Origin of the sequence: Bradyrhizobium xenonodulans, assembly GCF_027594865.1 — a bacterium.
In the GTDB taxonomy this organism is placed as follows: domain Bacteria; phylum Pseudomonadota; class Alphaproteobacteria; order Rhizobiales; family Xanthobacteraceae; genus Bradyrhizobium; species Bradyrhizobium xenonodulans.
Genome location: NZ_CP089391.1, coordinates 2,460,715 through 2,474,686 on the forward strand (window position 1 = coordinate 2,460,715; position 13,972 = coordinate 2,474,686).

A 13,972-nucleotide genomic window follows, 5' to 3' on the forward strand; every position below is an offset into this window, starting at 1 on the left:
GCCTCGGCAATCACCCCTGAAGGAGCGGCGAGCATGAGCGGCGCACGGATGAGCGCGCTTGCGATCTTGCGCGGCCAGATCGAGCGCATCGAGACGGCGGAGGTCGTGCATCAGCAGGATCGCGTCGCGCTCGGCCACAGCGAGGTTGATGGCGCGCTGAAGGGCGGGCTCGCGCGCGCGGCAATCCATGAGGTGTTTTGCGAGGGACGGCAGGGCACCGCCGCGACGGGTTTTGTCACCGGACTTGCGGGCCGTGTGACGGCACGCAAACCGCTGCTGTGGGTGCAACAGGATTTTTCGGAAATTGAAGCCGGCGCGCTGTCGATGAGCGGGCTCGCCGAGATCGGCCTCGATCCGCGCCGCGTGGTGATGGTGCGCGCCGCCGATGTCGAAAGCGCGCTGCGCACCTCGGCCGATGCACTCGCCTGCGATGCGCTGGGCGCGGTCGTGCTCGAGCTCTGGGGCGAGACCAGGCAGTTCGATCTCGTGGCGAGCCGCAAGCTGACGCTTGCCGCGCAATCGTCCGGCGTTACCGGACTTTTGTTGCGAATGGCCGCGCAGCCGCTGCCGTCGACTGCCGAGACACGATGGATGCTGCGCGCCGCGCATTCGCCGCCGGGGGCAGCATGGAGTGCCTGGGGCGCGCCGCGCTTCGATGCCGAGCTGTTGCGCAATCGTCATGGCCCATGTGGCCGGTGGATCATGGAATGGAAATGTGATGAGTGCCAGTTCAGTGAACCGTCGACGTATCCTCAGCCTGTGGCTGCCGCGCCTGCCCATCGACCGGATCCAGCGTTTCTTCAACAGCGCCGGGCTGGGTAAAGCCAATGAGCCGAACATTGTTGTCATCAAGGACAACAATGCACTGGTGATCCATGCGCTGGATGAGGCCGCCGAGCGCCTTGGCCTGCATATCGGCCAGCCGCTCGCCAATGCGCGGGCGATGTGTCCGGACTTGAAAGTGTTCGATGCCGATGTCGTGGCCGATGCCAAGACGCTTTGCGACATCGCCGACTGGTGCGACCGCTTCACGCCGCTGGTGGCGCTCGATCCGCCGCATGGGTTGTTCCTCGACATCACCGGCTGCGCGCATCTGTTCGGCGGCGAAGCCGCGCTGTTGCAGACCCTGGTCCGGGCGCTCGGCCGACAGGGATTTGCCGTCAGCGCGGCGATCGCCGGCACTTCGGTCTGCGCGCGCACGCTGACGCGGCAGGCCACGGGCACCATCGTTGCCGATGGCGGGGAGGCGGCGGCGATCGACCGGCTGCCGGTGTCCGCGCTTGGCGCCGGCGAGGCCATCACCACCGGTCTGCGCCGCGCCGGCCTGAAAACCATCGGCGATGTCGCATCGCGCAACGCCCACGAAATCACGGCACGCTTCGGCGCACGGTTCTCCACGCTGCTCGCGCATGCGCTGGGGCAGGGCGATGCGCCGATCAATCCACGAAAGCCGCTGCCTGATTACATCGTGGAGAAGCGTTTTGCCGAGCCGATCGCGACCGACACAATGATCGCGATGACGCTGTCGCGGCTGGCGGACACGTTGATCGCGTCGATGGAGAAGCAGGGCAAGGGCGCGCGGCGGCTGGAGGCCGCCTTCTTCCGCACCGACGGCGTGGTGCGCGCGATCATGGTCGAGACCGGACGTCCCGTGACGCGAAGCGCCGTGATCGACCGCCTGTTCCGCGAGCGCCTCGACGCGCTCGCCGATCCCCTCGATCCCGGCTTCGGCTTCGATATGGTGCGGCTGTCGGCAAGCCGCACGGAGGTCGTGGTGCAGGAGCAGCGCGATCTCGACGCCCATGTCCACGACAATGACGAGCTTGCCGCGCTGATCGACCGCATCGCCGCGCGCATCGGCGGAAAGCGCGTCGTCGTGCATCTGCCTGAGGATACCCATATTCCCGAATGCGCGGTGCTGGCTGCGCCGGCGCAGCATCATCTCGCAGCCGCCATGCAGGCCGAATGGCCGGCGCGCGCCGAGAGCGAGCCGCCGCTGCGTCCCTTGCGGCTGTTCGAGAAGCCCGAGCCGGTCACCGTCCCGTTCGCGACCGTGCCCGACGGTCCGCCGCATCAATTCACCTGGCGCCGCGCAAAACATGCGGTGGTGCGGGTGGAAGGGCCCGAGCGTATCGCCATGGAATGGTGGCAGGACGGCAAGCAGCTGACGCGGGATTACTTCCGCATCGAGGATGCCGAAGGCCTGCGCTTCTGGATCTTTCGCGACGGTCTTTACGAAGGGGAGGTGTTCGACGGCGACGGCAAGCCCGTTCCTCCCAACTGGTATGTGCACGGTCTCTTCGCATGAACACGCCTGCCTATGCCGAGCTCGGCATCACCACGAACTTCTCCTTCCTCCGCGGGGGATCTGATCCGCGCGCCTATGTGCACCAGGCGAGCAAGCTCGGCATCCCCGTGATCGGCATTGCCGATCACAACACGCTGGCCGGCGTGGTGCGCGCCTACAAGGAGCTCGACAATAAAGAGGTACTGCACAAGCCGAAGCTCTTGATCGGTGCGCGCATCGTCTTCAGCGACGGCACGCCTGATATTTTCGCCTATCCGAGTGATCGGGCCGCCTATGGCCGGCTCTGCCAACTCCTGACAAGAGGCAAGCGCGGCGACGACATCACGCGGATCGAGAAGGGTGAGTGCCATCTCAGCTTTTCTGATCTTCTTGAATTTTCCGAGGGCCAGCTCCTGATCCTGACGCTGCCGCATCGCTTCGAGCCCGCGCAGGCGCTGGATGTTCTCTCACAGTTGAAAGCAAGCCGCGCCGAAGGCGTGTGGCTGGCGGCGAGCCTGATCTATCGCGGCGACGACTGCCGCCGCCTGGCGCGGCTCGACGATCTCGCCGCCAAAGCAAAAGTGCCGCTGCTCGCAACGAACAAGGTGCTCTATCACCATCCCGGCCGCCGTCCGCTTCAGGACGTGCTGACCTGCATCCGGGAAAAGACCACGATCGAGGCGGTCGGACGGAAGCTGGAAGCCAATGCCGAGCGATTTCTGAAGTCGCCCCGCGAAATGGCGCGGCTGTTCAGGGATTTCCCCGAGGCGATCGCGGAGACGATGCGCTTTGCGGACAGGATCGATTTCTCGCTCGACCAGCTCAAATACCAGTATCCGGACGAGCCGGTGCCGCCGGGCAAAACCGCGCAGGGGCATCTGGAGGATCTGACCTGGGCGGGCGTCGATAAATATTTCGGCGGCATCACCAAGATCGACGAGAAGCTTTGCGCTACGCTCAACAAGGAGCTCGCGCTGATCGCCGAGCTGAAATACGCGCATTATTTCCTCACCGTGCACGACATCGTCCACTACGCACGCAGCCAGAACATCCTGTGCCAGGGACGGGGATCGGCGGCGAATTCGGCCGTCTGCTACGTGCTCGGCATCACCTCGGTCGATCCGACCAAGGTCGATCTCCTGTTCGAGCGCTTCATCTCCAAGGAGCGGTTGGAGCCGCCGGACATCGATGTCGATTTCGAGCACTCGCGGCGCGAGGAGGTAATGCAATATGTCTATCGCCGCTACGGCCGTCACCGCGCCGCGATCATCGCCACCGTCATTCACTATCGTCCGCGCAGCGCCATCCGCGACGTCGGCAAGGCGCTGGGTCTGACGGAAGACGTCACCGCCGCGCTTGCCGACACGGTGTGGGGCAGCTGGGGCAAGGGCCTCAACGACATGCAGGTCAGGCAGGCCGGGCTCGATCCAAAAAATCCCATGATCAATCTTGCGGTCGATCTCGCGACCGAGCTGATCGAATTCCCGCGCCATCTCTCCCAGCATGTCGGCGGCTATGTGCTGACGCAGGACCGGCTCGACACCTATGTGCCGATCGGCAATGCCGCGATGGACGACCGCACCTTCATCGAATGGGACAAGGACGACGTCGACGCACTCAACATGATGAAAGTCGACGTGTTGGCGCTGGGCATGCTGACCTGCATCAGGAAGTGCTTTGATCTGATCGCGGACCACAAGGGGCAGCGCTGGGTTCTGGCAAGCGTCCCGCAGGACGATCCCAAGGTCTACGACATGCTGTGTGACGGCGAGTCGCTCGGCGTGTTCCAGGTCGAGAGCCGCGCGCAGATGAACATGCTGCCGCGGCTGAAACCGCGGACCTTCTATGATCTCGTGATCGAAGTCGCGATCGTGCGGCCGGGGCCGATCCAGGGCGACATGGTGCACCCGTATTTGAGGCGGCGGAACGGCCTGGAGAAGGTGAGCTATCCCTCTCCGTCGCCGGACCACGGCGACAAGGCTGAGCTTTACAATGTGCTGCACAAGACGTTGGGCGTGCCGCTGTTTCAAGAACAGGCCATGCGCATCGCGATCGAGGCGGCAAAGTTCACCTCCGAGGAGGCCAATGGCCTGCGCCGCTCGATGGCGACCTTCCGCAATGTCGGCACCATCGGCCAATACGAGGAGAAGCTGATCGGCAACATGGTCGCGCGCGGCTACGATGCCAACTTCGCCCGAAGCTGCTTTGACCAGATCAAGGGCTTTGGCTCCTACGGCTTTCCAGAGAGTCATGCCGCGAGCTTCGCGCAGCTCGTCTACATCTCCTCATGGCTGAAGTACCATCACCCGGACGCCTTCTGCTGCGGCCTTCTTAACTCGCAGCCGATGGGCTTTTACGCGCCTGCACAGATCGTCAGTGATGCCCGCAAGAACGGCGTCGAGGTACGTGACATCGATGTCTCCTACAGCTTTGCGCAGAACACGCTGGAGAATACCGACAAGAAATATTGCGCCGTGCGCCTCGGCTTCCGCCAGGTCGACGGCTTTCACTGGCTCGATCCGGATGAGGAGTTCCTCAAAGAGGAGCAGGCGAAACGGCAAGGAAAGATATACGTCGCTCAGAAAGACTGGGCCGACCTCATCATCGATGCTCGCAACAGCGGTCCCTTCACTTCGCTCGAAGACTTCGCTCGTGACACGAAGCTGCCCAAACGCGCGCTGATCCTGCTGGCAGATGCCGATGCGTTCCGCTCGCTCGGGCTCGACCGCCGCGAGGCGCTGTGGCAGGTGCGGCGGCTGCCCGACGACGTGCCGCTGCCGCTGTTCGAGGCGGCGACCGCGCGCGAGCAGCCGGACGAGCATGCGAAGCCGCTGCCGGTGATGCCGCGCGCAGAGCAGGTCGTCGCCGACTACCAGACCATCCGGCTGTCGCTGAAGGGGCATCCGATGGAATTCCTGCGCGAGATGTTTTCGCGCGAGCGCATCGTCGCCTGCAAGGAGATCAGCCACGAGAATGAGCGGCGCCGCGTCCGCTGCGCCGGCGTGGTGCTGGTCCGGCAGCGGCCGGGCAGCGCGAGCGGCGTGGTGTTCATGACGCTGGAGGACGAAACCGGCATCGCCAATGTCGTGGTCTGGCCAAAAATCATGGAGCAGTACCGGAAAGAAGTGATGGGCGCGCGCCTCATCGAAGTCCAGGGCTATATCCAGAGCAGCCCCGAGAAGGTCACGCATCTCATTGCCCAGCGCATGATCGACCGCTCGCATGATCTGGTCGGCCTTGCCAACGATGCCCTGAGCCGCAAGCATCCGGTGCCGTCAGGCGCAACCGTGGTCGAGCCCCTCAACGACGACCCTCGCGCGCTCTCGGACATGCCCGCGCAGAAAATCCGCCACCCCCGCAACGTCCGCATCCTGCCGCCGTCGCGGGATTTCCATTGAGGGACACAGCACCGCTCTCGCACCGTCACCCTGAGGTAGCCGCTTCTTCAGCGGCCCTCGAAGGGCGACGGCCCGGCTGCATCGAGGCCGTGCATCCTTCGAGGCTCCCGGCGCGATGCGTTTGCATCGCGCCACTCGCACCTCAGGATGATGGGACTGGCAGCGAAGGACTGAAAGCACTTCGCCCTCACTCCGGCGAAGCCCCCACCGGCGGGCCGCCGGGCGGACGGTGCAGGAAGGTTAGCGACGCATAGGCGCCGACCCAGGAGCCGATTGCCGCGAAAGCGACATAGAACGCGTTTTCGGTGTAGCTGATCACGGCATAGGATGACAGCAGATACCAGATCGCGCTCCAGCTTGCGGCCGGCACGCGCTTGCGTGCGACCACGGCAGAGGTGAACATCACATAGACCGCGTCGGTGGCCGCTGTTGCGACGAACACGGCGCCGGCGGTGAGGGGATCGATGGCAGCCATTGCAATCCTTTCCGTACTCATGGGATGGTCGCAAAACTAAAGGGAGAGAAGGGTCATGCAAAGCCCCGCCGATATTCTCAGCGATATCTGGACCTCCGCCGGCGGCGATCAGACCGCGCTCGCACGCGTGCGGCTGACCGGGGAGGAGCCGCAGATTCCGTCCTCGTTTCGTGTCGCCATTGCCGGCCAAACCACAATCGCCGCCGCAGGCCTGGCCGCCGCCGAGATCTGGCGGCTGCGCAGCGGGCAGGTGCAGGACGTCTCCGTCGACATGCGCCACGCCGTCGCCGAATGCCGCTCCGAGCGCTATCTGCGCGTCGACGACAAGCCGCCTCCGCCGGCCTGGGACGCCATTGCCGGCGTTTACAAGACCGGCGACGGCCGCTTCGTCCGCTGCCACACCAACTTTCCGCATCATCGCGACGCCGTCTGCAAGGTGCTCGGCTGCGCGGCGGCGCGCGAGAAGGTGCAGGCCGCGTTGATGCAATGGAGGGGCGAGGATTTTGAAGCCGCGGCTTACGCGGCGGGCGGCGTCGTTGCGCTCATGCGAAGCTATGACGAATGGTCGGCGCTGCCGCAGGCGCGTGCGCCCGCCGAACTCCCGCTGATCTCGGTCGAGAAGATCGGCGACGCCCCGCCGAAGCCGTGGCCGCAAGGATCATCGAACAACGATCGTCCGCTCGCCGGCCTGCGCGTGCTGGATCTCTCCCGCGTCATCGCAGGCCCTGTCGCCGGCCGCACGCTCGCCGCGCATGGCGCCGATGTGCTGCTGGTGTCAGGACCGGAGCTGCCCGCCATTCCCTGGCTCACCATCGACACCGGCCGCGGCAAGCTCACCACCTTCCTCGAGCTGAAGAGCGAGGCGGGCAGGGCGCAGATGCGCGAACTGTTGAAAGACGCCGACATCTTCTCGCAAGGCTATCGTCCGCGCGCGCTTGCCGCGCTCGGCTTTTCGCCGGAGAATGCGGCCAACATCAATCCCGGCATCGTCTACGTCACGCTGTCGGCCTATGGCCATGCCGGCCCTTGGGCGGAGCGGCGCGGTTTCGATTCACTGGTGCAGACCACGACCGGATTCAACGATGCGGAAGGGAAGGCCGCCGGCATCGACGGTCCCAAGGAATTGCCGGCGCAGATGCTCGACCACGCCACCGGCTATCTGATGGCGTTCGGGGCAATGATGGCCAAGGCGCGCCAGGCCCGCGAAGGCGGCAGTTGGCACGTGCGCGTGTCGCTGGCGCAGACCGGGCGCTGGCTGTGGAATCTCGGCCGGCTCGACGGCGGCCTGAACACCCCGGATATTACGGGCGAGGCCGTACATGCTGCGTTCATCGAGAGCATGCCATCTGGCTTCGGCACGTTGAAAGCGGTGCGCCATTCGGCACTGCTGTCGACAACGCCGGCCCGCTGGAGCCGTCCGGCGATGCCGCTTGGCAGTCATCCGCCGCAATGGCCACAGCAAAGCTGACGTGAAGCTGACGCGTCGCAGAATTTTAACGCAAAGAGAAAGCGATCCGCACTTTTTAGGTTGTTTGAAATCCCAATTCGGCACTATTAGCGCGACCGATGAGGCAGGCGTCTGCCGAGATCGTCGCTGACACGACCGGGCCCCATGGCAGTTGAAAATACCAAACGATTGCAGATGCTTACAAAACGGCGGGTGATTTCATCCGTAGTTTTACTAGCTCTTGCCGGTGCCGGGGCCTACGGCTTCCTCTATGCGGGCCCTAAGGAAAAGAAGCACTCCGAGGTTTCCAGTCAGTCGCGCAGGAATGCGCAGAACTTCACGCCGACGCCGTCCGAATGGGCGACGCTGACGATCCAGCCGGTCCAGGCCAAGACCTTCCGGGCCGAATACGTCACCGAGGGCAAGGTCGCCGTCGACGAGGATCGCTCGACGCCGGTGTTCTCGCCCTATGCGGGGCGTGTGACCAAGCTGCTCGCCAAGCCGGGCGAGATGCTGAAGCAAGGTCAACCGCTGTTCACGATCGAGGCCGCCGACACCGTGCAGGCCCAGAACGATTTCATCGCGGCGATGACCGCGCAGAACAAGGCGAAGTCGGCGATCGATCTTGCCGACATCCAGTTCAAGCGCGCCAAGGACCTCTATGAGGGCCATGCCATCCCGCTGAAAGATTATCAGCAGGCGGAAGCGACCCAGGTCCAGGCGCAGAACGACATGCGCTCCTCGGCGACGGCGCTGGAGGCCGCGCGCAACAAGCTGCGGATTCTCGGCTTCACCGACGACACCATCAAGGCGTTCCAGGACAAGGGCACGATCAATCGGGAGGTCACGATCTATTCGCCGATCTCCGGCACTGTCGTGCAGCGCAAGATCGGCCCCGGCCAGTACGTCAATTCAGGCGCCAGCGATCCGGTCTTCGTGGTCGGCGATCTCTCCACGGTCTGGCTCACCGCCTTCGTGCGCGAGAGCGACGCGGCCGCGGTCTGCATCGGGCAGGACATCACCGTCAACGTGATGGCGCTGCCGGGCCATCCGCTCACTGCGAAAATCAACTACGTCGCCGCCGCGATCGACCCCAGCACCCGCCGCCTGCTGGTCCGCGCCACCATCGACAACAAGGACGGACTGCTCAAGCCCGAGATGTTCGCCAACGTCACGATCTATTCGGCCGGCGACCGTGCCGCGCCTGCGGTGCCGAAACAGTCGCTGATCTACGAAGGCGACCAGGTCCGCATCTGGGTCGCGCGCGAGGACAAGTCGGTCGAGCTGCGCCAGATCAAGATCGGCCTCATCAACGGCAATCTCGTCGAGGTCACCAACAACCTGAAGCCCGGCGAGCAGATCATTACCAAGGGCAGCTTGTTCATCGACCGCGCGGCGTCCGGTAGCTGATCGACGACCCAAGAAAATTGAAGACCTGAATGGATCGTCTCGTCGCCCTTGCCGTCAACCGGCGTTTCCTGATGGTGGGCATGTTCGTCGCCGTGCTGATCGGCGGCCTGATCGCCTTCAATCAGCTCAACATCGAAGCCTATCCCGATCCGACGCCGCCGATGGTCGACATCGTGACGCAGAGCCCGGGCCTGTCGGCGGAAGAGATCGAGCGCTACATCACGATCCCGATCGAGACCCAGGTCGCGGGTTTGAAGAACATCACGACCATCCGCACCATCTCGCTCTATGGTCTCTCCGACGTCAAAATCCAGTTCTCGTTCGCTTACACCTATGAAGAGGCGTTGCAGCAGGTGCTGAACCGCCTGGCGCAGCTCGCGCCGTTGCCCGGCAACGTGCAGCCGCAGATCTCGCCGCTCAGCCCGATCGGCGAAATCTTCCGCTACCGCCTGGTCGGCCCGCCGAACTACAGCGTGCTCGACCTCAAGACCATCCAGGACTGGATCCTGCAGCGCCGCTTCCGCGCCGTGCCCGGCGTGATCGACGTCACGGGGTGGGGCGGCAAGAGCAAGACCTACGAGCTCCAGGTCGATTTCAACAAGCTCGTCGCCAACGGCCTGACGCTGCCGCAACTGCTCCAGGCGGTCGGCAATGCGAACGTCAATGTCGGCGGCAACACCGTCAATATCGGCCAGCAATCGGCCGTGGTGCGCGGCGTCGGCCTGATCCGCTCGATCGACGACCTCGCCAACACCATGGTCTCGCAGACAGGCGGCAATCCGGTGCTGGTCAAGGACGTCGCCACCGTCACCGTCGGCCAGAAGCCCCGCCTCGGCATCGCCGGCCTCGACGAGGCCGACGACATCGTGCAGGGCATCGTGCTGATGCGGCGTGGCGAGCAGAGCTCGCCAACCATCAAGCGCGTCCACCAGCTCGTTCAAACCATCAACGACTCCAGCATCCTGCCGCCCGGCGTGCGCATCGAGCGCATCTACGACCGCGGCGACCTGATCGAGCTCACCACCCACACCGTGCTGCACAACATGGTGGTCGGCATTCTGCTGATCGTACTGCTGCAGTGGATCTTCCTCGGCGATCTGCGCAGCGCGCTGATCGTCGGCGCCACCATTCCGTTCGCGCTGTTCTTCGCCGTGATCATCCTGGTGCTGCGCGGGGAATCGGCCAACCTGCTGTCGGTCGGCGCCATCGATTTCGGCCTGATCGTCGATGCCACCGTCATCATGGTGGAGGCGATCTTCAGACGATTGACGCAGACGACGCCGATGTCGGAAACCGAGCAGATGTCGCATGAGACTCTGTTCGGCATGAAGAGCCATGCCATCCTCAGCGCCGCGGCCGACGTGTCGCGCTCGATCTTCTTTGCCGCGGCAATCATCATCGCGGCGTTCCTGCCGCTGTTCACGCTCTCCGGCGTCGAAGGCAATATTTTCGGGCCGATGGCGCGCACCTATGCCTATGCGCTGGCCGGCGGCCTCCTTGCGACGTTCACGGTCACCCCGGCGCTATCCGCGATCATCCTGCCCGCGCATGTCGAGGAAACCGAAACCCGGGTCATGCTGATCCTGCACCGGATCTACACGCCGATGCTGAATTGGGCGGTCGCCAATCGCAGCATCGTGCTCGGCGGCGCCGTCGGCCTCGTGCTGATGACGGTCGCACTCGCCCGGCTGCTCGGTCTCGAATTCCTGCCCAAGCTGGAAGAGGGCAATCTCTGGATCCGCGCCACGCTGCCGCCGACCATCTCGCTCCAGGAGGGGAACTCCTACGTCAACGAGATGCGCAAGGTGATCCGTGCCCGGCCGGAGGTGGAATCCGTGGTCTCCCAGCATGGCCGCCCCGACGACGGCACCGATGCTGCCGGCTTCTTCAACGCCGAGTTCTTCGCGCCGCTGAAGCCCGCGAGCCAATGGCCGGGCACGCGCGACAAGGAAGAGCTGACCGCGCAACTGCTGAAGCAGCTCGACGACCGTTTCCCCGGCGTCGAGTTCAACTTCTCGCAATACCTCCAGGACAACGTCTCCGAAGCCGTCTCCGGCGTGAAGGGCGAGAATTCGATCAAGCTGTTCGGCAGCGATCTCCAGGCGCTCACCGACACCGCCAACAAGATCAAGCAGGTGCTGTCGACCGTGCAGGGTGTGACAGATTTGGCGGTGTTCACTTCGCTGGGGCAGCCGACCGTCCAGATCGACATCAACCGTGCCAGGGCCGCGCGCTATGGACTCGCGCCCGGCGACATCAACGCCACCATCAAGGTCGCGATCGGCGGCGATACCGCGGGCGATCTCTACGAGCCGGGCTCCGACCGCCACTTCCCGATCATCGTCCGACTCGCGCCGGAATACCGCCGCAGCGCCGAGGCGATCCAGAATTTGCGTATCGGCGCGCCGGGGCCGAACGGCACTGTGACGCAAATTCCCCTGAGCGAGGTCGCGACCATCAGCCTCGTCTCCGGTGCGGCCTATATCTACCGCGAGCAGCAGGAACGCTATCTGCCGATCAAGTTCTCGGTGCGCGAGCGCGACCTCGGCAGCGCGATCCGCGAGGCGCAGCAGAAGATCGCGGCTCAGGTGCAATTGCCGCCCGGCTCGCACATGGAATGGGTCGGCGAGTTCGGCAACCTCCAGGACGCGATCCGGCGGCTGTCGATCGTGGTGCCGATCTCGCTGGCGTTGATCGGCGTGCTGCTCTGGTTCAATTTCGGCTCGATGACCGACACGCTGCTCGCCATGAGCGTGATCCCGATGGCGATCTTCGGCGGGGTGCTCGGTCTTCTGATCTCCGGCACCGCGTTCAGCGTCTCGGCGGCGATCGGCTTCATCGCGCTGTTCGGCATCGCCGTGATGGACGGCATCATCATCCTGTCGCAGTTCAACCAGCTCATCGAAGAAGGCATGGACCGCATGAGCGCGGTGATACGCACCGGCGAGCTGCAGCTTCGGCCCGTGCTGATGACCTGCGTCGTCGCAGGTGTCGGCCTCCTGCCGGCGGCGCTGTCGGAAGGCATCGGCTCGCAGGTGCAGAAGCCGCTCGCGGTCGTCGTCGTCACCGGCATGATGCTGGCGCCGGTCGTGATCCTCGTGACCTTGCCGGTGCTGATCTCTTTCTTCTCCCGCCGCGCGCGCTGACGGACCGCCTCTCACAACATCCGCTGTGCGATCCGCACCAGCATCATGGTGCCGAGCCCGAGCAGAATCAGGCTGGCGAAGCGGCTGCTCAAGGACAGCATCCGTGGCGTCAGCCGTGACCGTGCGGTTGCGACCATGGTGCTGAGCATCATCCACCAGATCGCAGAGCCCACGAAGACACCCGCGATCAGGGGAGCCGCTGCGGCCTGCGTGGAGAACGCATGGAGCGCCGCCAGAAACAGGATGACCGTCAGCGGATTGGTCAGTCCGAGCACGATGGCGCTGAGATAAGCGCGCGCCAGACGCACGCCGTCGATGTCGCCGGACTGTTGAAGCACGATGGAACCCCGATGCGTGCGGATCGCAAACCACAGCAGCGTCAAGGCCGAGACGATACCGAAACCGACGGCGTTCGCCTCGACCCAGGGCTGCGCAAGCGAGCCCAGTCCAAAAACCGCAAGGGCGCTGTAGGTGAGATGCACCGTCGCCGCACCAAAGCCCGTTGCGAGGCCCGTGGCCACGCCCGATGCCAAGGTGCGCTGAATGCACAGCATGCCCATTGGTCCGATCGGCGCGGCGACGGTGAAGCCAATTCCAACGCCGGAGAAGAGCGCAGCAAGATAATGCGACAAAGACATATGACCGCACGAACAAATGAAATCTGTGCGTGCGTACCGGCGAAACTGAATCGCCGCGTCAACCGAACGGGTGAAAATCGAACGCGACCACGAACACGTTCGTGTGAATCGAGGCCGCCTGTGCCCTCGCGACAACGGTTCCACTGCGCGGCGTGCAACCGCGTGATGTTCCATTGAACCTAATTGGATCTGCCGCGACTCAGAACCCGTAAAGCCGTGCCGGGTTGTCGACCAGGATTTTCTTGCGCACGCCTTCGTCCGGCGCCCATACCGGAAGCTGGTTGAGCAGACGCCCGTCGTCGATCTGGTAGAGCGGGGCGATGTCGGTGGCTTTCCGTCCCTCGACGCGGCTCGAATCCGGATGTGGCCAGTCCGTACCCCAGACGACGCGGTCCGCGTTCGCCGCGATCAGCGCCTTCGCAAACGGCACCATGTCCTGATAGTCGGGGGCGAGCTTTGACGAGCGATAGGCGCCCGAAATCTTGACATAGGCCTTGCCGGATTTCACCAGCGCGACGAGATCGGAGAAGCCCGGCTGCTCCAGGCCGCGCTCAGCTTCGAGGCCGCCGAAATGGTCGAACACGACAGGCACCGGCGCCGTCTCGACCAGGTCCTTGATCGCCGAGATCATCGCAAGCGTGGTGTAGAGCTGCACGTGCCAGCCGCGCGCCTTCATGCGCTCGACGGCCGCAGTGAAGCGCGGTCGGCCGACATTGGGGTCGTTGACGCCGCCGGTCGCGAGATTGAGGCGGACGCCGCGGAAGCCGTCCTGCTGCATCGTGTCGAGCTGCGCCTCCGTCGTCTTGTCGTCGATCACGGCGACGCCGCGCGCATTGGCACCGCGTGCCTTCATGCCGAACAGGGTCGACGAATTGTCGGTGCCGTAGACGCTGGGGGTGACGATCACCACGCGTTCCATATGCAGCGCCTTGTGCAGCGCGGCCATTTCCTCGGGGCTGGCCGGCTCCGGCGTATAGACGCGTCCGGCGAAGAACGGAAACTTTTCGACATCACCATGAATGTGCGTGTGGCAGTCGCAGGCATGCGGCGGGACGTCGAAATTCACCGGCGTCGCGGACTGCGCCGCGCGGGCATGGGCTTTGCTGGTCATGGCTACTCCGGCGGCAAAAGAGGCAAGCAGAGCGCTGCGTCGATTGAGCATGGTTTCTCC

General features: G+C 64.5%; 9 protein-coding genes. 6 read left to right on the plus strand and 3 right to left on the minus strand.

The features are described 5' to 3' along the window. Positions 1-33 precede the first annotated feature (33 nt). The 3 genes from I3J27_RS11495 to I3J27_RS11505 are packed head-to-tail and all read left to right on the plus strand — an operon-like array spanning position 34 to position 5,685. Positions 34-822, plus strand: coding sequence for an ImuA family protein (locus I3J27_RS11495; protein ID WP_270168957.1), 789 nt, complete (start codon positions 34-36; stop codon positions 820-822). Next, positions 719-2,308, plus strand: a complete 1,590-nt coding sequence (locus tag I3J27_RS11500; protein ID WP_270168959.1) for a Y-family DNA polymerase — start codon at positions 719-721, stop codon at positions 2,306-2,308. The genes I3J27_RS11495 and I3J27_RS11500 overlap by 104 nt, the downstream gene beginning before the upstream one ends. Beyond that, complete coding sequence (locus I3J27_RS11505) at positions 2,305-5,685, plus strand: error-prone DNA polymerase (protein ID WP_270168961.1); 3,381 nt, start codon at positions 2,305-2,307, stop codon at positions 5,683-5,685. The genes I3J27_RS11500 and I3J27_RS11505 overlap by 4 nt, the downstream gene beginning before the upstream one ends. A gap of 187 nt (positions 5,686-5,872) precedes the next feature. On the opposite strand, the gene I3J27_RS11510 is transcribed toward I3J27_RS11505, so the two are convergent. After that, positions 5,873-6,160, minus strand: a complete 288-nt coding sequence (locus I3J27_RS11510) for a hypothetical protein (protein ID WP_092229821.1) — start codon at positions 6,158-6,160, stop codon at positions 5,873-5,875. A 55-nt stretch (positions 6,161-6,215) separates the two neighbouring features. Between I3J27_RS11510 and I3J27_RS11515 the strand changes: the two genes are divergently transcribed. From I3J27_RS11515 to I3J27_RS11525, 3 genes are all read left to right on the plus strand, one after another. Further along, a complete protein-coding gene (locus I3J27_RS11515; protein WP_270168965.1) occupies positions 6,216-7,628 on the plus strand; it encodes a CoA transferase in 1,413 nt (470 codons plus the stop codon). Positions 7,629-7,772: 144 nt separating this feature from the next. Continuing rightward, positions 7,773-9,017 carry an efflux RND transporter periplasmic adaptor subunit gene (locus I3J27_RS11520; RefSeq protein WP_270168967.1) on the plus strand — a complete coding sequence of 415 codons (1,245 nt, stop codon included), beginning with the start codon at positions 7,773-7,775 and terminating at the stop codon, positions 9,015-9,017. A 29-nt stretch (positions 9,018-9,046) separates the two neighbouring features. Beyond that, a complete protein-coding gene (locus I3J27_RS11525) occupies positions 9,047-12,163 on the plus strand; it encodes an efflux RND transporter permease subunit (protein ID WP_270168969.1) in 3,117 nt (1,038 codons plus the stop codon). Positions 12,164-12,174: 11 nt separating this feature from the next. On the opposite strand, the gene I3J27_RS11530 is transcribed toward I3J27_RS11525, so the two are convergent. Together I3J27_RS11530 and I3J27_RS11535 are read right to left on the minus strand one after the other, a co-directional pair. Continuing rightward, positions 12,175-12,801 carry a LysE family translocator gene (locus I3J27_RS11530; protein ID WP_270168971.1) on the minus strand — a complete coding sequence of 209 codons (627 nt, stop codon included), beginning with the start codon at positions 12,799-12,801 and terminating at the stop codon, positions 12,175-12,177. A 199-nt stretch (positions 12,802-13,000) separates the two neighbouring features. Beyond that, positions 13,001-13,963: an amidohydrolase family protein gene (locus I3J27_RS11535; RefSeq protein WP_270168973.1), complete on the minus strand. Its 963-nt coding sequence runs from the start codon at positions 13,961-13,963 to the stop codon at positions 13,001-13,003. Between the last annotated feature and the right edge of the window lie 9 nt (positions 13,964-13,972).